Genomic DNA, 22,607 nt, shown 5'->3' with positions numbered 1-22,607 from the left:
GACCGATGACGACCGCTTCGAACCATCTGGACACCAGGACCGTCTCCGCCCGGCTGTGGGACGCCGTGCGGAAAGGCGACGAGGGCGCCGCCGTCCAGACCGTACTGTCGGCACTGGACGCCGGCCTGGACGCCGAGTCGGCGCTGCTGGACGTGGTCGCGCCGGTACAGGCCAGGGTCGGCGCCGAATGGGCCGCGAACCGGCTGAGCGTCGCCCAGGAGCACGCCGCGACGGCCATCGACGACCACGTCGTGACCGCGGTGGCCCATCACGCGTCGGCGCCGTCCCCCCGGCCGTCTCCGGGCCGGATCACGGTGACCTGCGTCGACGGGGAGTGGCACGCCCTGCCCGCCCGCCTGCTGGCGGAGACCCTCCGGTTGCGCGGCTGGCAGGTCGACTTCCTCGGCTGCCAGATACCCGTCCCGCACCTGGTCGATCATCTGCACCGTTCGGGACCCGACGCGCTGGCCCTGTCCTCTTCCATCCCCACGCGCCTGCCCACCGCGCACGCCACGATCGCCGCGTGCCGGGCCGCGGGCTTCCCCGTCATCGTCGGCGGCGCGGCCTTCGGTCCCGGCGGCTGCTACGCCGACCGGCTCGGCGCCGACGGCTGGGCCCCCGACGCGCGTGCCGCTGCCGACCTCCTCGCCGAGGTCGTCGCTCGCCGGTTCGCCCTACAGGATTCCCGGCGGTCGGTGAACGACCTGCCGCATCTGGCCGACCGGGAGTACACACTCGTCACCCACGACGCCCACCGGCACGTCGCAGCGGTCCTCGGTGCGCTGAGGCAACGGTTCCCGGCGATGGCCGAGTACGACGAGCAGCAGCGGGAGCGCACCGCCGAGAACCTCGCCCACATCGTGGACTTCCTGAGCGCCGCCCTCTATCTGGACGATCCCGAGCTGTTCACTCGTTTCATCGCCTGGGTCGGCGACATCCTCACCGCGCGCGGCGTCCCCGCGTGCTCGGTGATCCTGGCCCTGGATCTGCTGGCCGAACGGTTGAAGGACCTGCCCCGCGCCGTCGCCCTGCTCCGCGAGGGCCAGGCGGCCCTGCGCGAGATCACCTCCGACCTACCGGAAACCTCGACGTGACCGGCCACGGAAGCCGTCTCCCAGGAGCGCAGGTGGGGGGCCGGTTCGGTGCCGGTGTGGCGTACGGTTGCGGACTGATGCGGATCACTACGCGGAACGCGCGCTTCCAGCAGTGGACGGCGCTGCTCACCAACCGGACGAAGCGCCAGCGCTCAGGGGAGTTCCTGGTACAGGGCGTGCGGCCGATCACGCTCGCCGTCGAGCACGGGCGGCCGATTCGTATCCTGCTGTACGCGCACGGGCGGCGGCTGTCGTCCTGGGCGCAGGGCGTGCTGGACGAGACGACGGCCGAGCGCGTCGCCATGGCACCGGAGCTCCTCGACGAGCTGGCCGACAAGGAGGGCGCCGAGCTGGTGGCCGTCGCGGCGCTGCCACCGGACGACCTGGGTCGGATCACCCCCGACGGGCCCGTGATCGTCTTCGACCGGGCCGCCGAGCCGGGCAACATCGGCACCGTCGTCCGCTCGGCCGACGCCTTCGGGGCCTCCGGGGTCATCGTGACCGGCCACGCCGCGGACCCGTACGACCCCAAGTCCGTGCGCGCCAGCACCGGGTCGTTGTTCGCCCTGCCGGTCGTACGGGCGGCGGCCCCCCGCCAGGTGGTCGACTGGGCGCGGGAGAACGGGCTGGCCATCGTGGGGACGGACGAGTCCGGCACCGTGGACGTCGGCGACCATGACCTGCGGGGTCCGGTGCTGCTCGTCATCGGCAACGAGACCCGTGGGATGAGCGGTGCTTGGAACGCGGCGTGTGACGCGATCGTCCGGATCCCGATCGTGGGGGCGGCGAGTTCGCTCAACGCCGCGTCCGCGGCGACGGTCTTCCTCTACGAGGCCGCCCGGCAACGCGGCGTGGCCGCGAAGACGGTGTGAGAAAAAATAAGAAGTCGCAGGTAGAAAATACGTTGCCCCGATCCTGCGAGCGATCGTACGCTTCTCGCGAGCACTTGAACGGCTCCGCTCCGCGGAGCCTCGAACGGATGAGTGGAGGTGGCAGTCCGGTGAGGAAAACGCTGATTCTCACGACCTGGGCCGCCGCCTGCGCGCGTCCGGCGATGGTGTCCCTGAGCGGCTCCACCGTTGTCCCCGCGTCGCTGTCGAGCCTCGAGTCCCGGTATGCGTCCGTCGAAGGCGGACGTGTGCGACCCGGCGGTATCGACCTGCAGGCGTGGCATGTCCTTGGGATGTTCCCGGCTACCCAGACGAATGCCCAGGTCAAGGGCGCTGCTAACAAGCGCGCCGGAGTGGGTCCGTACCCCTGGAGACCACCGGAGCACTAGCTCCGAGCAGGCCTCCAGGCCGCGGATCCCGAACCGGGAACCGCGGCCTTTTTGTTTGGCCAGAGACCGTCCGAGCCAACGAGACCACATCAAGAGAGGGGTAAAGACCGTGGAACTCGCGCTGACCGCGATCAGCGAGAACCTGGATCTTCCCTGCCGGACAGAGCCTGAGCTGTTCTTCGCCGAGTCACCGCAGGACGTCGAGCTGGCCAAGGCGCTGTGCGCCGAGTGCCCGATCCGGCGCACCTGCCTCGCCGGGGCCAAGGAGCGCCGGGAGCCCTGGGGTGTCTGGGGCGGAGAGCTGTTCGTACGGGGCGTCGTCGTCCCCCGGAAGCGGCCGCGGGGTCGCCCGCGCAAGAACGCCGACGTGGTGGCGGCATGACCCACCGACCGGAACTTCCCATCGACATGGAGAACGAGCAGAAGATGAGCTTGCTCAGCATTGAACTGTCCCAGGAACGAATACGGGACGCCGAGCGGGTGGCCGCGAGCCGCCGCGACGCCGCCCAGGTCCGCGCCATGCGGCGGGCCCGGCGCGACGCCGAGGTGACCGCGGTCCGCCTCCGGCGCCTGCTGACCACGCGCTGACGCGACCGCCGACGCGCCTCCCGAAGGAAACGGGCCCCCGGCACCACACGGCCGGGGGCCCGTCGCCTGCGCGGGGACGATGTGGCGTGGCTCTCGGACGGCGCGTTCGGCTTCCGCGCGTGTCGACGATCGGGGATGCTGTGAGGGAGCCGGATGGAGGGGGCGCGGGGATGGTCAGCTGTTCGTCGTGTGGAGCCACCGCTGAGGCACCGCTGGGCTGGATGACCGAGATCACCGAGCGGGGCCCGGTCTACCTGTGCGACCGCTGCAGCCGGGAGAACATCCGGTCCATCGAGGGCCGGCTGGATCCCGTCTACTGGTAGGCGGCGCCGTCAGCTCGCGATCTCGTCGTCGTTCTCATCGTCTGCGAGATCGTCGGCGAGATCGTCGGGAAGGTCGTCGGTGAAGTCCGGGTCGTCGTCCTCGGCGAACCCGGGCACCCACGTCAGCGCCTCGTCGCGGAAGCGGCCCTCTGCCTCGAGCTGGCACAGCACGCCGGTGCCGGCCGCCACCACGCGGTGGATCAGCACGTACGACGGCGGCAGGTTGAGCTGCCGGACGACGTTCGTGGGGCGCAGGTCGGTGACCCGCGCGGCCTCCTGGCGCAGCCACTCCCGGCTGAACTTGAACGTCTCCTCGACGAGCGGTTCGGCGATCGGGCCGATGAAGGCGTGCAGCGAGTCCGGGTCGACCTCGACGCCCTCGCGGATGAAGTCCTCCTCGCGCAGCGCCTTCATGATCTGGTCGATGTCGCCCATCGTCCCGATCCGCATGAGGATGCCGATGCGCCGGTGGAAGCCGCCGGGCAGCCGGTCGACGGCGCCGAAGTCGATGACGCCGAGCCGCCCGTCGTCGAGCAGCCGGAAGTTGCCGGGGTGCGGATCGGCGTGCAGCAGCCCGCAGCGCGCCGGCCCGGAGAACAGGAACCGGCAGTAGAGCAGGCCCGCGTGGTCGCGCTCCTCCTGGGTGCCGTCGCTGATGATGGCCGACAGCGGGGTGCCGTCGATCCATTCGGTGACGAGCACGTGCCCGGACTGGGCGACGACGTCGGGGATGACGAAGTCGGGGTCGTCGGCGTACGCCTCGGCGAAGGCCGCCTGCGACTCCGCCTCGATCGTGTAGTCGAGCTCCTCGGCGACCCGGCGCCTCAGCTCGGCCAGCATCGTCTTGACGTCCAGGCCCGGCGTGAGCACCGCGAACAGCTTGCTCAGCCGGGCCAGCTGGTTGAAGTCGCTCAGCAGCGCCTTGCCCGCCCCGGGGTACTGCACCTTGACGGCCACGGTGCGGCCGTCGTGCCAGACGGCCTTGTGCACCTGGCCGATCGAGGCCGCCGCGGCCGGCCGGTCGTCGAACTCGGCGAAGTCGTCGCGCCAGTCCGGGCCGAGTGCCTCGGCCAGCACCTTGTGCACCGTCGCCGCGGGCAGCGGCGGGGCGGCCTCCTGGAGGCGGGTGAGCGTGGCGCGGTACGGGCCGGCGATCTCGGGCGGCAGCGCCGCCTCGAAGATCGACAGCATTTGGCCGACCTTCATCGCACCGCCCTTGAGCTCGCCGAGCACCTTGAAGAGCTGCTCGGCGGTGCGCTGCTGGATCTCGGTCGCGACGAGCTCGGCGGGCCTGCCGAAGGTGCGCTTGCCGACACCGAGGGCGGTGCGCCCGGCGAAGCCGATGGGGAGGGAGGCCAGCTTGGCGGTCCGCGTCACAGCGCGGCGGGGGAGATCGCTCATTGAGTACCTGCTCTCAGCGCATCCGCGAGGCGGCGTGCCTGCCGGTTCCGCACGTCACCTCATTCTCGGCGAGGCGCGCCGTTGGTTCCACATCCGGCCGGGGGAGCATCTGGGGCCGCCCGCTCCCTCCATCGTGCGTTAGCCGGACGACCAGCGCAAACGGGCCGGTGTGTGCTATCTCACGTCTCGCCCGGTGGCCGGGGTCGCCGGGCGAGCCCGACCGCCGTTCGTCCACCGTAGGCCCACAGGGCACGCCGAGCCTGTGGAAAACCTGCGCAAAGCGTGTGGACAGCCCTGGGGATGTTCGAAATTGCGCCGTCTCTACCAGCGAAAACGCGACTCACCCCCTGTGGAGAAATCAAAGTTTTCGATACGGTGCTTACCGTGCCCCCCACAGGCGAGATAGAGGTGCGTCGCAGCGCCCGGCGTCGGCGGACGGTCACCGCCCGCCGAGACGGCGACAAGACAGTGGTGATGGTCCCCGCCGGGCTGAGCGCCGCCGAAGAGCGCGAGTGGATCGACACCGTCCTCAAGCGGCTGGCCGCTCGCGAGCAGCGCAGGCGCCCGAGCGACGACGCGCTGCACGACCGGGCGCGGGAGCTGTCGCGACGCTACCTCGACGGCCGGGCCGCGCCGGCCAGTGTCCGCTGGGTGACCAACCAGCGCAGCCGCTGGGGCTCGTGCACTCCCGACGACGGCACGATCCGGCTGTCCACGCAGTTGCGCGGGATGCCCGGCTGGGTCGTCGACTACGTTCTCCTGCACGAGCTCGCCCATCTGCTCGTTCCCGGGCACGGGCCGCCGTTCTGGGAGCTGGTCAACCGCTATCCCCGGACGGAGCGGGCCCGCGGTTATCTCGAGGGTGTGGCCGCGACCGCCGGGCTTCCGCTGACGGACGGCGATCAGCCGCGCGAACGGCCTCTCGGCACCGACGACGTGCCGGGCCGGGACGGCGACCCGCTGCTGGACGGAGCGCCGCTGCTGGATGGAGCGCCGCTGCTGGACGGGGACTGCGCGCGGTGACGCGCCGGTACGCCGCCGTCCTGGCCGGGACGGACAGGGCGGCACCGCCCGGTACCGATCCCGACGAGTACCGGCTCGCCCTGCTCGAGGACACCTACGAGGTGGTGGCCGGGCTGGAGTTCGTCACGCCGGTGCTCGCGCTGCCCGCCCCCGACCCCGACGCCGAGGCCATCACCTGGCCGGGCACGCCCGTACTACGGGTGACCGGGCTCGACGCGTTGCTGCACGCCCTGCACGAGCTGGGCGCCGAGCACGCCGCCGTCGTCGCGCCCGACGCGCCGGATCTGCCGGCCCTGCTCCTCGGCAAGCTCTTCCGCGCCCTCGGCAGCGGGCAGGTCGCCGTCTGCCCGGCGGCCGGCGGCGGGCTGGTCGCGCTCGCGGCCCGGCTCCCCGCGCCCGCCTGGCTGTCCGGGATCGACCTGGACACCCCGGACGCCCCCGCCCGGCTGCGCAAGGCCGCCGGCACCCCCGGCGCCGTACGCTCCGCGCCGGGCTGGCATCGGCTGCGCGCGCCCGCCGACGTCTCGCTCCTCGACCCCGGCCTGGAGGGCTGGGACAACACCCGGGCCCTGCTCGCGGGTCACTGAGCGGGTCACCGAGCGGGTTACCGGGCAGGTCACGGCGCGGGTTACACCCTTATGTCCGGCACGTTACATTGACCGGCTCTGCAAACGTTTGCATAGTTTCATGCATCCAGGCCGACCCTTGAGGAGCCGCGGTGCCGGTGACCATCCAGGACGTAGCCCGCGAGGCGGGAGTCTCGGTGTCGACCGTGTCCCGGGCGTTCACCGTTCCGGACCTGGTCAAGGAGGAGACCCGGCAGCACGTGCTGCAGACGGCGGAACGGCTCGGTTACCGCCCGAACCGCGCCGCCCGTGGACTGATCACCGGAAAGACCGGGAATTTCGGCGTGATCGTCCCCGACCTGTCCAACCCGTTCTTCCCCACCGTGCTGAAGGGCGTGCAGGCCAGGGCCCGCGAGGCGGATTACGCCGTCTTCCTCGCCGACTGCGATGAGAACGCCACCGAGGAGATGGCCCTCGTCCAGGCCATGGCCAAGCAGGTCGACGGCGTCATCCTCTGCTCGTCGCGGATGACCCAGGACCAGCTCGACCGCGTGGTCGGGACGACCTCGCTGGTCTTCATCAACCGCCAGGTGCGCGACAACCCGGCGGTGCTGATGGGGGCGGCGGGCGGCATGCGCCAGGCCATCGACCACCTCGCCGCGCTCGGACACCGCCGGGTCGCTTTCCTGAACGGCCCGAAGGCGTCCTGGTCCAACCGGGAGCGACGGCGCGGCCTGCGCCAGGCCGCCCGGCACGACATGGAGATCGTGGAGCTGGGGCCGTTCGCCCCGCGCTTCGAGGCCGGGCCGCACGCGGCCGACCTGGTGATCGCCGAGGGCGTCACCGCGATCATCGCCTTCAACGACCTGCTGGCGCTGGGGGTGATGTCCCGGCTGGCCGATCGGGGCGTCGCGGTACCCGAGGAGATGAGCGTCGTCGGCTTCGACGACATCCCGATGGCGGGCATGGCCACCCCGCCGCTGACCACCGTCGCCATGCAGAACGAGCGGGCCGGCCGCGCGGCCGTCGACCTGCTCGTGAACCTCCTGACCGTCTCCGGCGCCGACGCGGGGGATCTCCGCCGGGAACTCGATTGCCAGTTGATCGTGCGGGCCTCGACCACGGTTCCCGCCCGGTCGTGATCGGAAGGAAGATCCCTCATGCGCGGTAAGAAATGGTGCCTCGCGACGGCGTTCGTCCTCACGGTGAGCGCGTGCGGTTCGCCGAACTCGGGGGGCGGGGCCAAGGCGGTCACGCCGGACAAGGTGCCCGACAACCCGAAGAACCCGGTGACTCTCAACATCATCGACGTCGCGGGCAACCTGCAGCTCACCCAGGGCATGATCGACGAGTTCGTCAAGACGCACCCCAAGGTGATCAAGAAGGTCACCTACACGAAGGCCACCGCCCCGGAGCTGCCCGGCAAGATCAAGGCGCAGCAGAGCGCCGGTCAGGTGCAGATCGGCCTCGTCCTCACCGGCACCGACGGCCTGTCCGCGGGCGTCGATCAGAACCTGTGGGTCAAGACCGACGACTACTCCGGCCGCATCGGGAACCCGAACTACCTGGAGCCGGCCGCCAAGATGCAGGAGCTGGCGCAGGGGCACGGCGTCGAGCTCGTGTACTACCCGTCCGGCCCGCTCATCGAGTACAACCCGCAGAAGGTGCCCAACCCGCCGACGACCGCCGACGAGCTGCTCGCCTGGGCGAAGGCGCACCCGAAGAAGTTCCAGTACGCCCGGCCCGCCAACTCCGGCCCCGGCCGTACGTTCCTGATGGGCCTGCCGTACCTCCTCGGTGACTCGAACCCCAAGGACCCGCAGGGCGGCTGGACCAAGACCTGGAACTACCTGTCGGAGCTCGGCAAGTACGTCGACTACTACCCCTCGAAGACCTCCGAGACCATGACCAACCTGGCCAACGGGTCGGCCGACATGATCGCCACCACCACCGGCTGGGACATCAACCCGCGCGCGCTCGGCCAGGTGCCGGCCGGCGACAAGGTCACCTACCTCAAGGGCATGCACTGGGTGACGGACGCGCAGTACGCCACCATCCCGAGCGGCGTGTCCGCCGACGTGATCTCCGCGGACATCCAGCTCATGAAGTGGATGCTCACCCCGCAGCAGCAGGCCAAGGCGTACGACACCGGCTACTTCTACCCCGGCCCGGCGGTGAACGGCGTGACCGTCTCCATGGCCCCCGCCAAGTCGCAGCAGGTCATCCAGCAGTTCGGGCGGCCGGACTACGACAGGTGGATCGCCCAGTTCCCCAAGGAGACGTCCCTGCCCGCCAAGCAGCAGGTCACGGCGTTCGACCAGTGGGACCGGACCGTCGGTGGCGGCAAGGTGCACAAGTGAGCCGGCCGTCGACCAAGATCTCGGAACTGCGGCTCGACCAGGTGAGCCGCGCGTTCGGGGGCGTACGGGCCCTGGACGGGCTCGACCTGACGATCACGGGCGGGGAGTTCGTCGCCCTGCTCGGCCCGTCCGGCTGCGGCAAGTCCACCGCGCTGAACTGCCTGGCCGGGCTGCTGCCGCTGACCGGCGGCACGATCACCCTGGACGACCGGAGGATCGACACCCTGCAGCCGGAGCAGCGCGGCTTCGGCATGGTGTTCCAGAACTACGCGCTGTTCCCGCACATGTCGGTGCGCTCGAACATCGGCTTCGGCCTGCGCATGGCCAAGGTCCCCAAGGCCGACGCGCGGCGCCGGGTGGACGAGGCCCTCGGACTCGTCCAGTTGGAGGAGCACGCGGACAAGTTCCCGGGACAGCTGTCCGGCGGCCAGCAGCAGCGGGTCGCGATCGCCCGCGCGATCGTCCTCGAACCGCCGCTGGTCCTGATGGACGAGCCCCTGTCGAACCTCGACGCGAAGCTGCGGCTGGAGATGCGCACCGAGATCAAGCGCATCCACCAGACGCTGGGACTGACCACCATCTACGTCACGCACGACCAGGAGGAAGCGCTTTCCCTGGCCGACCGGCTCGTCCTGCTCCGTAAGGGCACGGTGCAGCAGATCGGCTCGCCCGAGGAGGTCTACACCGAGCCGGCCAACCGGTTCGTCGCCGGCTTCATGGGCTACCGCAACGAGCTGGAGCTGCCCGTCTCGCAGGTCAACGAGAAGACCGTCGTGCTGGACGGGTTCGGCGGCGGGCTCACCGGCGTACGGCGCGACGACCTCGGCGAGCGGGCGGTCGCCGCGATCCGGCCCGAGGACTTCACGGTCGGCGACGGCCCGAACGCCACCGAGGTCACCGTCGAGGTCGTGGAGTACCAGGGCCGCGAGCAGGCGATCCAGGCCCGTACCGACGACGGCGTCGACCTGCACCTGCGGGCCGGGACGCGCCTCGCGCCCGGCGACCGGGTGACGGTGTCGGTGCCGCCGGAGCGGGTGCTGGTGTTCGCCGCGGAGAGCCCGGCGGCGCCCGAGGAGGTGGCGTAGGTGGCGGCGCCGGCCGTCGCGTCGCCGCGGATCTCGCTGCGGCACCGGCTCGCCGAACGCGGCCTCGACCGTACGCTGCTGCTCCTGCTGCCCGCAGTCGTGTTCGTGGTCGCGCTGTTCATCTACCCGTTCGTGTACGGCCTGCAGCTGTCGTTCCAGCCGCAGGCCGGGTCGGACGCGGCGAACAAGTACGGCACCGGGCCGTTCGCGGACTACCGGCTGTTCTTCGCCGATCCGTACCTGCGCGACACGATCTGGACGACGTTGAAGATCGGCCTGCCGGCCGCCCTGTTCAACGTGCTGGCCTCGGTGCCGATCGCGTACCGGATGCGCGGGAGGTTCCGCGGCAAGCGGACCATCACCACGATCCTCGTGGTGCCGATCACGCTCGGCACGGTGCTGACGGCGGAGGGCCTGCTGGCCTTCATGGGCCCGACGGGCTGGCTGAACCGGATCCTGCTGGACCTCGGGATCGTCGACCACCCGGTGCGCCTCACGCACAACTACTGGGGCGTCGTCTTCTCGCTGGTCATCACCGGGTTTCCCTTCGCCTTCCTGCTGACCCTGTCGTACCTGACCGGGATCGACCCGACGCTGGAACGGGCCGCCTCGACGCTCGGGGCGGGCTGGTTCCAGCGGTTCCGGCACATCACGCTGCCGCTGCTGGCGCCGGGTCTGGCCATCACGTTCTGCCTGTCGTTCGTGCTGGCCTTCTCGGTGTTCCCCTCGGCGATCATGGTCGGGGAGCCCGCGCGGCAGACACGGGTGATCTCGATCGCCGCCTTCCACGCCGCCTTCGAGCAGTACGACTACTCCATGGCCTCGGCCATCGCGATGATCATGGGCGCCGTCGAGCTGATCGTGATCGGCCTCGTCCTCGGCTGGCGCGCCCGCCTGTACCGCGGAGCGACGGGAGGCAAGGGATGACCGCTGTCATGGAAGCGCCGCCCGCGGCCGAGGAGAAGGCGCCGCGGCGGATCGCGCTACGGCCCGGAGCCTGGATCGTGTGGGGCTCCGTCGTCTTCTTCCTGCTCATCCTGCTCGGCGTCGTCGGCGCGGTCGTCGTCGACTCCTTCGGCAGGAAGTGGTTCGGCGGCTGGCTGCCGAAGGGCTGGACGACCCACTGGTACGGCGCGACGTGGCGGGAGTTCGACCTCGGCGGCGTCCTCACCGTGACGCTGGAGGTCGCGCTCGCCGTCGTGGTGGTCTCCGTTCTGGTCGGCGTCCCGGCCGCGTACGCGCTGGCCCGCCGGAACTTCCCCGGCAAACGGGTGCTGATGGTGGCGTTCCTGCTGCCGATCCTCATCCCGCCGATCACGTACGGCGTGCCGCTGGCCACCGTGCTCTACAAGTTCCATCTGGCCGGGAGGCTGAGCGGCGTCATCCTGGCCAACCTCGTGCCCGCGGTGCCGTTCGTCATCCTCGTCATGACGCCGTTCATCGAGCAGATCGACCCGAAGATCGAGGCGGCCGCCCGCATGTGCGGCGCCAAGACCCGGGTCATCTTCACGCGGATCCTCGGCCCGCTGCTGATCCCCGGCATGCTGGCCGCCGCGATCCTCGTGCTCGTGCGTACGGTGGGCATGTTCGAGCTGACGTTCCTCACCGCCGGGGCGGACAGCCAGACCCTCGTCGTCGCGCTGTACTACTCGGTCTCGGCCGCGGGCATCCGCGCGCAGCAGGAGATCGACGCGATGGCGGTCATCTACACCCTGTCCATGCTGGTGCTGCTCGTCGCGGCACTGCGCTTCGTCAACCCCACCCAGCTGGTCACCCAGATCAAGGAGAGAGATTGAAGACCCTGCTGACCCCGGGCAAGGACACCGAGCTGATCGGCCTCGGCCTGGCCGACCTGGCCGAGGGCGAGACCCTGGAGCTGAACCGCGACGAGGAGGTCGCCGCGGTCGTCCTGTCGGGCGTCGTCGACGTCGACGGGCTGGGCACGGCCGGCGGCCGCAGCGGTGTGTTCGACGGTCCCGGCCACACGGTGTACGCCCCGCCGGGACACCCGCTGACGTTCCGGGCGACCGGCGGACCGGCGCAGATCGTCATCGCGACCGCCCCGCTGGGCGACGGCACGCCGGGCGAGGCGCGGATCATCGGCCCGGACGACCAGGAGATCGCCGAGCGCGGCGAGGGCAACTGGTCCCGTACGGTCCGGACGATCCTCGGCCCCGGTGACTCCGCCGGCCGGCTGCTGCTCGGTGAGACGATCAACCCGCCGGGGAACTGGTCCAGCTACCCGCCGCACAAGCACGACACCCACGAGCCGCCCCGCGAGGTCAGGCTCGAGGAGGTCTACCTGTTCAAGCTGGAGCCGGAGAACGGCTTCGGCATTCAGCTCCGCTACGACGGCGAGGGCGAGGAGTGCTTCACCGTCCGCGACGGCGACGTGGCGGCGATCCCGGCCGGCTACCACCCGGTCGTCGCGGCGCCCGGCTACTCGCTCTGCTATCTGTGGGTCATGGCGGGGCAGGGCCGGCAGATGATCCCGTACCTCGACCCCGAGCACGCCTGGGTGCAGAACGGCTGATCGCATGGATGCTCGGCGTGCGGATGCCGCAGACCCGGGGGAGGGCGCGTCCTTCCTGGGGATCGTCCGCCCGGACGGCCGGGTCGGCACCCGTAACCACCTCGGCATCCTCACGTCGGTGAACTGCTCCGCGACGGTCGCGAAGATGATCGCGAGCCGGTCGGCGGCCCTCGCGGAGGAGTTCCCGAACGTGGACGGCGTCGTGGCGCTCACGCACGGCACCGGGTGCGGGATGGCCGCCGACGGCGACGGCATCCGGCTGCTGCGGCGCACCCTGAACGGCTACGCGCGGCACCCGAACTTCGCCGCCCTGCTCGTGGTCGGCCTCGGCTGCGAGGTCGCCCAGCTCACCGGGTTCGACCTGCCCGAGGGCACGCCGACGATGACGATCCAGGAGATGGGCGGCACGGCGGCGACCGTACGACGCGGCGTCGAGCTGATCCGCGACCTGCTGCCGGGGGCGAACCGCGTCGAGCGCGTCCCGGTGCCGGCCGCCGAACTCGTCCTCGGCCTGGCCGACACCGGCACGGGCGGCCCCGGGAACGCGGTGCTCGGCGCGGCGGTCGACCTGCTCGTACGGCACGGCGGGACCGCGATCCTGGCCGGGACGCCGCAGCTGTACGGCGCGGAGCGCCTGCTCGCGGGCCGCGCCGTCTCTCCGGAGGTCGGCGCGCGGCTCGTCGAACGGGTCCGCTGGTGGGACCGGTACGCCGGGATCTCCCCGGCCGCGCCGGAGCAGGCGGTCGCCAAGGGCGGCACGTCGCCGCTGACCGCGGTCCACGAGTATGCCGAGGCCGTCACCGAGCGCGGGCTCGTCTTCATGGACACGCCGGGGCGGCCCGAGGTCTCCGCGACCGGGCAGGTCGCGGGCGGCGCGACCGTCATGTGCCGCACGACCGGCGGCGGGCCGGCCGACGGCTGCCGCCCGGCGCCCGGCCTGAACCTGGCCGCGACCGGCGCGGCGTACCGGGCGCTGCCCGAGGACCTGGACCTCGACCTGTCCGACGGCTCGGTGACCGGCGAACGGCTGTTCCGGCTGGTGCTGGAGGTCGCCTCGGGCCGCAGGACGGCCGGCGAGGAGCTCGGCTTCGGCGACGACGACTTCGCGCCCTGGCAGATCGGGGCGGTCATGTGAACACGGATCAACGGGAGGACACCATGCGGCTGTCCCTGACGACCCGGCCGCGGCCGGTGCCGTCGTCGGTGGGGATCGTGCACCTGGGCATCGGCGCGTTCCACCGGGCGCACCAGGCGGTCTACACCGAGGACGCCGGTGACGGCTGGGGGATCTGCGGGATCACCCAGCGCAGCGCGACCGTGGTCGACCAACTGGCTCCGCAGGACGGGCTGTACAGCGTGCTCGAACGCGGCCCCGAGGGCGTGTCGGCTCGGATCATCGGCGCGGTACGGGAGGTGCGCACCGGCGACGCGACCGTCGAGCGCATCGCCGATCCGGCCGTGCGGATCGTCTCGCTGACCGTGACGGAGAAGGGCTACCGGCACGACCCGGCCACCGGGCGGCTGCGGATGGACGACCCGGAGATCTGCCTCGACCTCACCGGCCGCGAGCCGCGCACGGTGCTCGGCCGGCTCGTCCGGGGCCTGTCCCGGCGGGAGGCGCCGGTGACCGTCCTGTGCTGCGACAACCTGACCGCCAACGGTGCGACGCTGCGCGGCCTGGTCGAGGAGTACGCCGAGCGCGCGGGCGTGAAGATCACCTGTGCCACGGCGTTCCCGGCGACGATGGTCGACCGGATCGTGCCCGCGACCACGCCTGCGGACCTGGACGAGGCCGAGCGCCTGCTCGGCGTCCGCGACCACGGCGTCGTCGTGACCGAGCCGTTCACGCAGTGGGTGATCGAGGACTCCTTCGCGGCGGGCCGTCCCGCCTGGGACAAGGCCGGCGCGATCTTCACCGGCGACGTCGCGCCGTACGAGCTGATGAAGCTCCGGCTGCTCAACGGCTCCCACTCGATGCTGGCCTACCTCGGCTCGCGGTTCGAGTACGTCGCCGAGGCGGTGGACGCGCTGGGCGACGCCGTGCGCCGCTACATGGACGAGGACGCCACCCCGACCCTCACCGTGCCGGCCGGCTTCGACCTGGAGGAGTACAAGACGTCGCTGCTCACCCGGTTCGCCAACCCGGCGCTGCGGCACCGGACCGCGCAGATCGCGATGGACGGCTCGCAGAAGCTCCCGCAGCGGCTGCTCGGCGTCGTCCGCGACCGCCTCGCGGCCGGTGCCGAGCCTCGCTGGGCCGCGCTGGCCGTCGCGGCGTGGATGCGGCACGTCTGGACCGCGAAGGAGCTCGACGACCCGCTCGCCGACCACCTGCGCATGGCCGTCTCCCGGGCGGGCCGGCCGGACGAGGTGGTCGACGCGCTCCTGGGGATCACCGAGGTGTTCGGGCCGGACCTCCGCGAGTTCCGCGTCTTCCGCGACCTGCTCGTCGAGCACCTGACCGAGCTGACCGCGGGCGGCTCGCCGTACTGATCAGCCGAACCAGCGCCGTACGGCCGCGCGCAGTCCGTCCAGTTCGGCGGCGTCCGGGCGGGCGGCGGCCGACGCCCAGGCGACGTAGCAGTCCGGCCGCAGGAGCAGGGCGGTGGCCGGCGGCTCGGGACCGTCCGCGCGCGCGGTGACGATGTCGATCCGGTCGGCGGACACCGCCTGCCCGAGGGAGGCGTCCTCGGTCAGGTCCAGCAGCATGGGCCGCCCGGATCGGGCCAGCTCCGCCAGCCGCACCGTCCCCGTGGCCGTGCGCAGCGTCAGGTCCGGCGCCCACCGTCCGACGAGGGGGTGCGCGTCGCGTACGCCCATGTCGTAGCGGAGGTCCGCGCCGGCCATCATCTCCGCGACGCGCTTCACGTTGGCCGGGTCGCGGAGCAGCTCGCCGAACAGCTCGCGCAGCGCGGTGACCGCACTGCCGGGGGCGATCAGCGTGGACTGCGCCTGCGTGTGCATGACGACGCGCTCGGCGGCGGGCCGCCGTTCGGTCTCGTACGTGTCGAGCAGCCCCGCCGGGGCCTGCCCGCGGAGCTCGGCGGCGAGCTTCCAGCCGAGGTTCACGGTGTCCTGCAGACCGAGGTTGAGCCCCGGCCCGCCGATGGAGGAGTGCACGTGCGCCGCGTCGCCGACCAGGAGCACCCGCCGGTCGCGGAACCGCTCGGCCACGCGCGTGTTCCCGCCGGTCAACCGGCGCAGCGTGGGGGGTCCGTCGCCCTTCGGCGGCTCGAGCGGCATGTCGACGCCGAGCACCCGCTTGATGCTCTCCCGCATCTCCGCCAGCGTCATGGGGTCGGTCTCGGCCTCGGGTTTCTCCCACTCCAACGTGGTGACCAACGGCTCCCGGCTCGGGAACGGCGCGAAGACGAAGAGCCCGCGCTCGGTGCGGTGGTGCAGGAAGGGCGGAATGACCCCGTAGCCGGGGACGTCCAGGGTCCCGGTCGCCGGGTCCACCCACGCGGCGGGCGGGTAGGCGGTCACGGTACGGGAGACGCTGTCGTCCCTGCTCACGCCCGGGAACCCGATGCCGGACAGCTTCCGTGTCACGCTGCGTCCGCCGTCCGCGCCGACCAGGTACCGGGCGCGGATCCGGTAGGAGCCGTCCGGCCCCGCGATCGTGGCGGTGACAGCCTCGTCGTCCTGCTCGAGGTCGACGAGGCCGTGGCCGTACCGGATCTCCGCGCCGAGCTCGACCGCGCGCTCCGCGAGGACCTGCGCGATGCGGACCTGAGGCACCGGCAGCAGGTGGATCGGGTTGTCCTCCAGAGTGCTCAGGTCCAGGGGCAGCGCGCCGAAGACGTACCCGGGGACGGGCACCGGCGGTTCCTCGCTCCCGCTGAGGCGCTCGTACAGGCCACGGCGGTCGAGCGCGCGCACGACCTGGCCGACCAGGCCGTTCGCGCGGGGCTCCGTGCTCGGCTGCGGCAGCCGCTCCAGCACGATCGGGCGCAGTCCGGCGAGGCCGAGCTCGCACGCCAGCATCAGGCCGTTCGGGCCGGCGCCGGCGATGACGACGTCGTTGATCATCAGAGTTCTCCTGTCGAAGGGCATGACGGGATGGCCCGGCGGCCACCGGCGCTTCGCGGCGGCGCGGGCTGTCGAAGGGAGGGGATCAGGGGACGGGCAGGCCGGCCCAGAGACGGTCGAACACCTCGTTCATCAACCGGGCGACCGGGACGGAGGAGTCGGCGCGCAGCCAGTGGTCGATGGCGACCGTGGCGGCCGTTCCGGTCACGCCGGCGACGAGGGCCGGGTAGACGTCGCGGTCCGCGTCCGTGCCGGTCCGTTCGGCGATCGCCTTGGCCAGCTCGCCTTGGATGATCATGTTGGCCTTGAGGAACTCGCCCTGCACGTCGGGCTCGGTGAGCATGAGGCGGATGCCGTCGACCCACTCCCGGCTGGGCGGCTGCCCGCCCTCGCCGGCCCCCGGAGTGAACCGCGCCCGGACCACCTGGGTGATCGCCTCGCGCAGCGGCTCGTCCGCCGGGCGGGCCCGCAGGTCGTCCGCGACGCGCAGCATCCGGTCGAGGTGCCAGGCGGTGAACGCCTCGGCCTTGCTGGAGAAATAGTTGCGGAAGGTGCGGACGGAGACGTTCGCCTCGGCGGTGATGTCCTCGATCGTCACCGCGTCCCAGCCGCGCTCGACGCTCAGGCGGATCGTCGCCCAGCTCAACGCCGCACGCGTCTCCCGCTTCTTCCGTTCCCGCAGCCCCAGGGGAGCCCCTTCGCCATCGACCATGCGGTCAGCGTAGCTAATCTTGCCGAATTGGAAAAGATGCCGTCTTGGCAAGATTTTGGTATTGAAACGGGTTCTAGTTCTGCTTAGGCTCGCGTCGTGATCCTCGATCGTTTCCGACTGACCGACCGGGCCGCGATCGTGACGGGCGCCGGACGCGGGATCGGGGCCGCGACCGCGGTCGCGCTCGCCCAGGCCGGCGCCGACGTGCTCGTCTCCGCCCGCAGCGAGGACCAGCTCCGCAAGGTCGCCCGCGAGATCGAGGACGCCGGGCGGCGGGCGGTCGTCGTGCCCGCCGATCTCACCGACCTGACGGCCGCCGCCGGGCTGGCCGCGACGGCGGCCGAGGCGTTCGGCCGGATCGACGTGGTGGTGAACAACGTCGGCGGCACCCTGCCGCAGGCGTTCCTCGACACGACCGACGAGTTCCTGGCCGAGGCGTTCCACTTCAATGTCGGCATCGCGCACGCCCTGACCCGCGCGGCCGTGCCGCACATGACCGAGGGCGCCGTCGTCAACATCTCCTCGGTGATGGGCCGCGTCACCGGCCGCGGCTTCCTGGCGTACGGCACGGTCAAGGCGGCGCTGGCGCACTACACCCGGATGGCGGCGCGTGACCTGGCGCCGCGGATCCGCGTCAACGGGATCGCCGCCGGCGCGGTCGCCACGTCCGCACTGGAGATCGTGACCGGCAACGACGAGCTGCGGACGACCGTGGAGAACAACACCCCGCTCGGTCGCATCGGCGACCCAAAGGACATCGCCGCGGCCGTGCTCTACCTCGCCTCGCCCGCGGGCGCGTTCGTCACCGGCCGCGTCCTCGAGGTCGACGGCGGCACCGACCAGCCGACCCTGGACCTCGGCCTGCCCGACCTGTAGAGAAGGAGTGGCCGGATGACGTATCGCGTGGTGCTGTGGGGTACCGGGAACGTCGGCCGTAACGCGTTGATCGGCGTCACCGCCCGCCCCGACCTGGAACTCGCGGGAGTCTGGGTCTCCAACCCGGCCAAAGTGGGCAAGGACGCCGGAGAGCTGGCCGGGATCGGCCCGCTCGGCGTGACCGCCACGAACGACGCCGACGCCGTCCTCGCCCTCCGGCCCGACTGCGTCGTCTACACGTCCATGGCCGACGTACGGCTCGCCGAGGCCCTCGACGACCTGCAGCGCGTCCTCCGCGCGGGCGTCAACGTCGTCTCGTCCAGTCCCGTCTTCCTGCAGTTCCCCGACGAGGCCATGGGTTCGCCGATCCGGCAGGCCGCCCTCGACGGCGGCGTCTCGATCTGGGTGAACGGCGTCGACCCCGGCTTCGCCAACGACTGGCTGCCGCTCACCGTCACGAGCATCAGCGAGCGCATCACCGAGGTGCGCTGCCTGGAGATCCTCAACTACGCGACGTACGACCAGGCCACCGTGCTCTTCGACATCATGGGCTTCGGCCGCCCGATGGACGACGTGCCGATGCTGCTCCAGCCGGGCGTGCTGTCCCTCGCCTGGGGCAGCGTCGTCCGCCAGCTCGCCGCCGGTCTCGACGTCGAGCTGGACGGCCTGGAGGAGTGGCACACCCGTCTGCCCGCCCCGGAGGCGTTCGACGTCGACGCCGGCCGGATCGAGAAGGGCACCGCCGCCGCGCTGCGCTTCGAGCTGCGCGGGATGCGCGGCGGTCGCCCGGTCATCGTGCTGGAACACGTCACCCGGCTGCGCGACGACCTGGCCCCCGACTGGCCGCGGCCGGCGGGCAAGGGCTGCTACCGCGTCGAGGTGCGCGGCGAGCCGAACTACACCGTCGACCTGCAACTTCTCGGCACCGACGGCGACCACAACACGGCCGGCCTCAAGGCCACCGCGATGCGCCTCGTCAACGCCGTCCCGACGGTCGTCCAGGCCGCCCCGGGCCTCCTCACCGCCCTCGACCTTCCCCTGATCACCGGCCGGGGCCTCGTCGTCTGAGTAATGTGCGGGAGTGGTCGGGCGGGGACGGAGATATGGGGATGACATCGATCGTGATCGCCGGCGGGGGCGTCGGCGGGCTGACGGCGGCGCTGGCCCTCGGCAAGGCCGGGTTCGAGGTCACTGTGTACGAGGCGCATCCGGTCGCCGACGCGGACATCGGCGCGTTCCTCACGCTGGCGAGCAACGGGATGGTCGCCCTGGCGCAGCTCGACGCCGCCCGGCCGGTCGCCGAGGCCGGGTTCCCGCTCACCGCTCTGCGCCTGACCGACGGCACGGGAGCCGAGATCGCCGTCCGGCCGCTGGGCGGGCACGACGATCCCCTGACCCGTTACCGCTGCCTGCTCCGCGCGGAGCTCTGTGCGGTGCTGCGCGCCGAGGCGCTGCGCCGGGGGATCCCGATCCGGCACGGGAAGCGGCTGGTCGCCGCGGCCGAGGACGCCACCGGCGTCACCGCGCGGTTCGGTGACGGCGGCACCGCCCGTGGCGATCTGCTGATCGGCGCCGACGGGCTGAACTCCACCCTGCGAAGACTGATCGATCCGGCCGCCGCGCCGCGCCGTTACGCGGGTCAGCGCGTCTTCTACGGGTACGCCGCCGAGGCGCCGCGCGCGGAGCGGCCGGGAACGTTCGAGATGGTGCGGGGGAGCGAGGCCGCGTTCGGGTACGCGGTGTCGCCGAACGGGACCACCTACTGGTTCGCCCGGGTCACGGGTGCGGAGCTGCCGGCCGAGGAGATCGCGGCGGGCACGGCCGAGCGCTGGAAGGCGGAGCTCCTTCCGCTCCTGCACCCGGACGCCACGCCTGCCGCGGACATCGTCGCGGCGACCGGTGACCGGCTCATGGCGACCAACGCCCACGACCTCCCGGCCGTCGGACCGTGGCACACCCGCAGAATGCTGATCATCGGCGACGCCGCCCACGCCGCGTCGCCCGCGACCGGTCAGGGCGCCTCGATGGCGATGGAGGACGCGGTCGTGCTGGCCAAGGCGCTGCGCGACGCCGGCACGATCGACGCGGCGCTGACGGCGTACGAGGGGCTGCGGCGGCCGCGGACGGACGAGAACATCGCCGCCAGCGCCCGCATGACCGGCGCCCGGCCGGTACGCGCCGACTCCGGAGGAGGCGGAGAGGCGTCCCGCCCGTCACCGAGTGGTGGGGACGCGGATCTGCCGCACCTGCTCGACTGGACCTCCCGCCTCCCCTTTTGATGACCTTCCGGCCCGACTGAGCCAACCGGAATCGGCGCCCGCGCCTCCGGCTCAGCCCTCCGGAGGCGCGGTAGCCGTCATGATCCGGCGCCAGACCTCGATGGACGTCTCGACGGCCCGTGCCAACTGATCATCGGAGGAGCGGGAAACCTGGTAGAAGGTCCGCTCGGTCATCCAGCACAGGGCGCGGGCCAGGGCCGTGGCCTCCTGCGGCCCGTCCCCGTCGGGCACGCCCGCACGTGCGAGGACGCCGCGCATCGTCGCGGCGAACAGCTCCACGGTCTCGTCCCACGCGGTGCCGATGTCAGAGTGGACGGTGCCGTACTCGACGGCGGCGCGCATCACCGTGCCGTGGTCGCGCCACATCTTCTCGACGCTCTTGACCGCCCGCTCCATGGCGACGACCGGCGAGGACGCCAGGTCGTCGGCGGTGATCGATGCCTCCTTGCGGATCTCGGCCATCGTGCGGCGGACCAGCGCCGCGAGCACCTCGTGCTTGGAGCCGAAGTAGAAGTACATCGATCCGCGGGAGATGCCGGCCCCCCGGGCGATCGCATCGACCGTCATCCGCTCCAGGCCGGTCTGTTCAAGGAGTACCTCCGCCGCGTCGAGGAGCGCCTGCTCCCGCCGGTCCCCCTTGCTCGGAACGCCAGCTCGCCTGCTCATTGTCTCCTCCCTGACCATCGAAAGACTACCGTAATCTGCGTAGTGCAGAGAAAATTCAACGTTGTGTAGAGTGAGGGTCATGGACAAGACATTCCTGATCACCGGGGTCAGTAGCGGTCTGGGGCGCGCCTTCGCCTCCGGCGCCCTCCGGGCCGGTCACACCGTCGTCGGGACGGTGCGCAAGCAGGCCGATGCGGAAGAGTTCGCGGCCCTGAGTCCCGAACGCGCCCACGCACGCCTCCTCGACGTCACCGACGAGGCTGCGGTCCACTCCGTGGTGGAGGACGTGGAGGCCTCCGTCGGCACCATCGACGTACTGATCGCCAACGCCGGCTACGGCGTGGAGGGGACCTTCGAGGAGACGCCGCTGAGCGAGCTCCGCGCCCAGTTCGAGGTCAACGTGTTCGGCGCCGCCGCCACCGTACGGGCAGTCCTGCCGTACATGCGCGAGCGCCGACGCGGGCACATCCTCGCCGTGACCTCGATGGGCGGCCTGGCCGGCTTCCCCGGCGTCTCGGCGTACTGCGGCAGCAAGTACGCGCTCGAAGGCATCCTCGAAGCGGTCGGCAAGGAGGTCATCGGGTTCGGCATCCATGTCACCGCCATCGAACCCGGGTCCTTCCGCACCGACTGGGCCGGACGCTCGATGATCCGCGTGCCGCGCAGCATTCCCGACTACGACGAGATCTTCAAGCCGATCCGCGCGGCCCGGCAGGCGGCCAGCGGGAACCAGCTCGGCGACCCCGATAAGGCGGCGGCGGCCGTCCTGCGCATCCTCGACGAGCCCGACCCGCCCGCCCATCTGGTGCTCGGCTCCGACGCGTTGCGCCTCGTACGCGCGGCACGAGCGGACCTGGACAAGGACCTGGACACCTGGGAGGAGCTGTCCCACTCAACCGACTTTGCGGACGGCCACCAGATCGCCTAGCGCCTCCATCGGCGCCTCGGACGGCCTTCCGGGCACCGGGGCCGTCCTGCTTTCACACGCCGCTGCTCGGCGGCTTCGCGATCGTCCGCTACCAGGGCAGCGGGCCGTTCTCGCTGAAGAACCCGCCGGTCGGCCCGTCCGCGCTGAGCGTGGCCAGGCGCACCACGATCGCGGCGCCCTGCCCGGGAGTGAGGTGGCCCTTGTGGTCGTTCATGTCGGTGTCGACGTAGCCAGGGGCGGCGGCGTTGACGAAGATGCCGTCCTTGCGCAGCTCATTGGCGTACTGCACGGTCAGCGCGTTCAGCGCGGTCTTGGACGGGGTGTACGCGGCCGACGTCGGCAGATCCGCCAGCGGGCCGTCCGGGTCCGCGGCGATGGCCAGCGATGCGGCGGCGCTGCTGACGTTGACGATGCGCGGCGCCGGCGACCGCCGCAGGAGCGGGAGCATGGCGTTGGTCACCGTGATCACCCCGAAGACGTTGGTCTCGAACACCGCCCGGACCATGTCCAGGTCGACGGAGCTGGGGATCTGATCGAGGGCGTCTTCGGGCGCGACCTGCCCGGAGCCGGTGATACCGGCGTTGTTGACCAGCGCGTCCAGGTGGCCGCAGCGCTCCTCTACCAGCCTCGCGGCCTCCTGGACGGTGGCCGGGTCGGTGACGTCGAGGGTGATCGCGTGCGCGTCGCCGCCCGCCGCGCGCAGGGCCGTGGCGGCCTCCTCGCCGCGCCGCGGGTCCCTGGCGCCGACCAGGACCGTCATGCCCAGCGCGGCGAGCTGCTCGGCGGTCGCGCGGCCGATGCCCTTGTTCGCCCCGGTGATCAGCGCGACCTGCTGGTGCGCGGTGTCCTCGGTCATGGCAAA

23 protein-coding genes are annotated in these 22,607 nt (G+C 71.7%); 18 read left to right on the top strand and 5 right to left on the bottom strand.

Going from position 1 to position 22,607, the window contains the following annotated elements:
• The first annotated feature begins 5 nt into the window (after nt 1-5).
• The 4 genes from AB0L00_RS06175 (at nt 6) to AB0L00_RS06160 (ending at nt 2,961) form a co-directional block, all read left to right on the top strand.
• On the top strand, nt 6-1,094 hold the full coding sequence (locus AB0L00_RS06175) for a cobalamin-dependent protein (RefSeq protein ID WP_364429138.1): 1,089 nt from the start codon (nt 6-8) through the stop codon (nt 1,092-1,094).
• A gap of 77 nt (nt 1,095-1,171) precedes the next feature.
• Nucleotides 1,172-1,966, top strand: coding sequence for a TrmH family RNA methyltransferase (locus AB0L00_RS06170; RefSeq protein ID WP_364429136.1), 795 nt, complete (start codon nt 1,172-1,174; stop codon nt 1,964-1,966).
• A gap of 516 nt (nt 1,967-2,482) precedes the next feature.
• Nucleotides 2,483-2,755, top strand: a complete 273-nt coding sequence (locus AB0L00_RS06165; RefSeq protein ID WP_345353945.1) for a WhiB family transcriptional regulator — start codon at nt 2,483-2,485, stop codon at nt 2,753-2,755.
• Nucleotides 2,752-2,961 (top strand): hypothetical protein, encoded by a 210-nt coding sequence (locus AB0L00_RS06160; protein WP_345353944.1) that lies wholly within the window; start codon nt 2,752-2,754, stop codon nt 2,959-2,961. Before AB0L00_RS06165 ends, AB0L00_RS06160 begins: the two co-directional genes overlap by 4 nt.
• A gap of 332 nt (nt 2,962-3,293) precedes the next feature.
• Here the strand turns inward: AB0L00_RS06160 and AB0L00_RS06155 are convergent, their stop codons facing one another.
• Entirely contained in the window at nt 3,294-4,685 is a 1,392-nt protein-coding gene (locus AB0L00_RS06155) for an AarF/ABC1/UbiB kinase family protein (protein ID WP_364429134.1), read from the bottom strand.
• A gap of 384 nt (nt 4,686-5,069) precedes the next feature.
• Here AB0L00_RS06155 and AB0L00_RS06150 point away from each other — a divergent pair, with 384 nt between their 5' ends.
• The 10 genes from AB0L00_RS06150 to AB0L00_RS06105 all read left to right on the top strand — a co-directional run bounded on the left by AB0L00_RS06150 (nt 5,070) and on the right by AB0L00_RS06105 (nt 14,745).
• On the top strand, nt 5,070-5,708 hold the full coding sequence (locus tag AB0L00_RS06150) for a M48 family metallopeptidase (protein ID WP_364429132.1): 639 nt from the start codon (nt 5,070-5,072) through the stop codon (nt 5,706-5,708).
• Entirely contained in the window at nt 5,705-6,295 is a 591-nt protein-coding gene (locus AB0L00_RS06145; protein WP_364429130.1) for a hypothetical protein, read from the top strand. Before AB0L00_RS06150 ends, AB0L00_RS06145 begins: the two co-directional genes overlap by 4 nt.
• Nucleotides 6,296-6,426: 131 nt before the next feature.
• Complete coding sequence (locus AB0L00_RS06140; protein WP_364429128.1) at nt 6,427-7,416, top strand: LacI family DNA-binding transcriptional regulator; 990 nt, start codon at nt 6,427-6,429, stop codon at nt 7,414-7,416.
• Between the two features lie 18 nt (nt 7,417-7,434).
• Nucleotides 7,435-8,634, top strand: a complete 1,200-nt coding sequence (locus AB0L00_RS06135; RefSeq protein ID WP_364429125.1) for an extracellular solute-binding protein — start codon at nt 7,435-7,437, stop codon at nt 8,632-8,634.
• Nucleotides 8,631-9,719 (top strand): ABC transporter ATP-binding protein, encoded by a 1,089-nt coding sequence (locus tag AB0L00_RS06130; protein ID WP_345353938.1) that lies wholly within the window; start codon nt 8,631-8,633, stop codon nt 9,717-9,719. Before AB0L00_RS06135 ends, AB0L00_RS06130 begins: the two co-directional genes overlap by 4 nt.
• Complete coding sequence (locus AB0L00_RS06125; RefSeq protein WP_345353937.1) at nt 9,720-10,646, top strand: sugar ABC transporter permease; 927 nt, start codon at nt 9,720-9,722, stop codon at nt 10,644-10,646. It begins immediately after the preceding gene.
• The gene (locus AB0L00_RS06120; protein ID WP_364429121.1) at nt 10,643-11,515 is read left to right on the top strand and encodes an ABC transporter permease subunit; all 873 of its coding nucleotides are present in this window, start codon (nt 10,643-10,645) and stop codon (nt 11,513-11,515) included. Before AB0L00_RS06125 ends, AB0L00_RS06120 begins: the two co-directional genes overlap by 4 nt.
• Complete coding sequence (locus tag AB0L00_RS06115) at nt 11,512-12,252, top strand: 5-deoxy-glucuronate isomerase (protein ID WP_364429118.1); 741 nt, start codon at nt 11,512-11,514, stop codon at nt 12,250-12,252. The genes AB0L00_RS06120 and AB0L00_RS06115 overlap by 4 nt, the downstream gene beginning before the upstream one ends.
• A 4-nt stretch (nt 12,253-12,256) precedes the next feature.
• A complete protein-coding gene (locus AB0L00_RS06110) occupies nt 12,257-13,387 on the top strand; it encodes a UxaA family hydrolase (RefSeq protein WP_364429115.1) in 1,131 nt (376 codons plus the stop codon).
• Nucleotides 13,388-13,410: 23 nt separating this feature from the next.
• Nucleotides 13,411-14,745 carry a mannitol dehydrogenase family protein gene (locus AB0L00_RS06105; RefSeq protein ID WP_364429113.1) on the top strand — a complete coding sequence of 445 codons (1,335 nt, stop codon included), beginning with the start codon at nt 13,411-13,413 and terminating at the stop codon, nt 14,743-14,745.
• Here the strand turns inward: AB0L00_RS06105 and AB0L00_RS06100 are convergent, their stop codons facing one another.
• Both AB0L00_RS06100 and AB0L00_RS06095 read right to left on the bottom strand, forming a co-directional pair.
• Nucleotides 14,746-16,284 carry an FAD-dependent monooxygenase gene (locus AB0L00_RS06100; RefSeq protein WP_364429110.1) on the bottom strand — a complete coding sequence of 513 codons (1,539 nt, stop codon included), beginning with the start codon at nt 16,282-16,284 and terminating at the stop codon, nt 14,746-14,748.
• Nucleotides 16,285-16,369: 85 nt separating this feature from the next.
• Nucleotides 16,370-16,996 (bottom strand): TetR family transcriptional regulator, encoded by a 627-nt coding sequence (locus tag AB0L00_RS06095; protein ID WP_364429108.1) that lies wholly within the window; start codon nt 16,994-16,996, stop codon nt 16,370-16,372.
• Between the two features lie 96 nt (nt 16,997-17,092).
• On the opposite strand from AB0L00_RS06095, the gene AB0L00_RS06090 reads away from it, so the two are divergent.
• Genes AB0L00_RS06090 through AB0L00_RS06080 form a run of 3 tightly spaced genes read left to right on the top strand, consistent with a single transcriptional unit; the run spans nt 17,093 to nt 20,151 of the window.
• Nucleotides 17,093-17,872 carry an SDR family oxidoreductase gene (locus tag AB0L00_RS06090; protein ID WP_364429106.1) on the top strand — a complete coding sequence of 260 codons (780 nt, stop codon included), beginning with the start codon at nt 17,093-17,095 and terminating at the stop codon, nt 17,870-17,872.
• Nucleotides 17,873-17,887: 15 nt separating this feature from the next.
• Nucleotides 17,888-18,940 carry a dihydrodipicolinate reductase gene (locus AB0L00_RS06085; protein ID WP_364429103.1) on the top strand — a complete coding sequence of 351 codons (1,053 nt, stop codon included), beginning with the start codon at nt 17,888-17,890 and terminating at the stop codon, nt 18,938-18,940.
• A gap of 41 nt (nt 18,941-18,981) precedes the next feature.
• The gene (locus AB0L00_RS06080; protein ID WP_364429100.1) at nt 18,982-20,151 is read left to right on the top strand and encodes an FAD-dependent monooxygenase; all 1,170 of its coding nucleotides are present in this window, start codon (nt 18,982-18,984) and stop codon (nt 20,149-20,151) included.
• Nucleotides 20,152-20,202: 51 nt separating this feature from the next.
• Here AB0L00_RS06080 and AB0L00_RS06075 read toward each other — a convergent pair whose 3' ends face one another.
• Entirely contained in the window at nt 20,203-20,817 is a 615-nt protein-coding gene (locus AB0L00_RS06075; protein WP_364429098.1) for a TetR/AcrR family transcriptional regulator, read from the bottom strand.
• A gap of 79 nt (nt 20,818-20,896) precedes the next feature.
• On the opposite strand from AB0L00_RS06075, the gene AB0L00_RS06070 reads away from it, so the two are divergent.
• Nucleotides 20,897-21,745 carry an oxidoreductase gene (locus AB0L00_RS06070; protein WP_364429095.1) on the top strand — a complete coding sequence of 283 codons (849 nt, stop codon included), beginning with the start codon at nt 20,897-20,899 and terminating at the stop codon, nt 21,743-21,745.
• Nucleotides 21,746-21,833: 88 nt separating this feature from the next.
• Here AB0L00_RS06070 and AB0L00_RS06065 read toward each other — a convergent pair whose 3' ends face one another.
• The gene (locus AB0L00_RS06065) at nt 21,834-22,601 is read right to left on the bottom strand and encodes an SDR family oxidoreductase (RefSeq protein ID WP_364429093.1); all 768 of its coding nucleotides are present in this window, start codon (nt 22,599-22,601) and stop codon (nt 21,834-21,836) included.
• Nucleotides 22,602-22,607: the final 6 nt, after the last annotated feature.

It is taken from the genome of Actinoallomurus sp. NPDC052308 (genome assembly GCF_040679195.1).
GTDB lineage: Bacteria > Actinomycetota > Actinomycetes > Streptosporangiales > Streptosporangiaceae > Actinoallomurus > Actinoallomurus liliacearum.
This window is presented reverse-complemented; position numbering and strand designations above follow the sequence as displayed.

Coding starts and splice junctions, on each gene's coding strand:
- AB0L00_RS06080 (WP_364429100.1), top strand. CDS start 18,982: ATGACATCGATCGTGATCGCCGGCGGGGGCGTCGGCGGGCTGACGGCG.
- AB0L00_RS06155 (WP_364429134.1), bottom strand. CDS start 4,685: ATGAGCGATCTCCCCCGCCGCGCTGTGACGCGGACCGCCAAGCTGGCC.
- AB0L00_RS06085 (WP_364429103.1), top strand. CDS start 17,888: ATGACGTATCGCGTGGTGCTGTGGGGTACCGGGAACGTCGGCCGTAAC.
- AB0L00_RS06065 (WP_364429093.1), bottom strand. CDS start 22,601: ATGACCGAGGACACCGCGCACCAGCAGGTCGCGCTGATCACCGGGGCG.
- AB0L00_RS06170 (WP_364429136.1), top strand. CDS start 1,172: ATGCGGATCACTACGCGGAACGCGCGCTTCCAGCAGTGGACGGCGCTG.
- AB0L00_RS06135 (WP_364429125.1), top strand. CDS start 7,435: ATGCGCGGTAAGAAATGGTGCCTCGCGACGGCGTTCGTCCTCACGGTG.
- AB0L00_RS06095 (WP_364429108.1), bottom strand. CDS start 16,996: ATGGTCGATGGCGAAGGGGCTCCCCTGGGGCTGCGGGAACGGAAGAAG.
- AB0L00_RS06160 (WP_345353944.1), top strand. CDS start 2,752: ATGACCCACCGACCGGAACTTCCCATCGACATGGAGAACGAGCAGAAG.
- AB0L00_RS06075 (WP_364429098.1), bottom strand. CDS start 20,817: ATGAGCAGGCGAGCTGGCGTTCCGAGCAAGGGGGACCGGCGGGAGCAG.
- AB0L00_RS06070 (WP_364429095.1), top strand. CDS start 20,897: ATGGACAAGACATTCCTGATCACCGGGGTCAGTAGCGGTCTGGGGCGC.
- AB0L00_RS06110 (WP_364429115.1), top strand. CDS start 12,257: ATGGATGCTCGGCGTGCGGATGCCGCAGACCCGGGGGAGGGCGCGTCC.
- AB0L00_RS06175 (WP_364429138.1), top strand. CDS start 6: ATGACGACCGCTTCGAACCATCTGGACACCAGGACCGTCTCCGCCCGG.
- AB0L00_RS06120 (WP_364429121.1), top strand. CDS start 10,643: ATGACCGCTGTCATGGAAGCGCCGCCCGCGGCCGAGGAGAAGGCGCCG.
- AB0L00_RS06100 (WP_364429110.1), bottom strand. CDS start 16,284: ATGATCAACGACGTCGTCATCGCCGGCGCCGGCCCGAACGGCCTGATG.
- AB0L00_RS06105 (WP_364429113.1), top strand. CDS start 13,411: ATGCGGCTGTCCCTGACGACCCGGCCGCGGCCGGTGCCGTCGTCGGTG.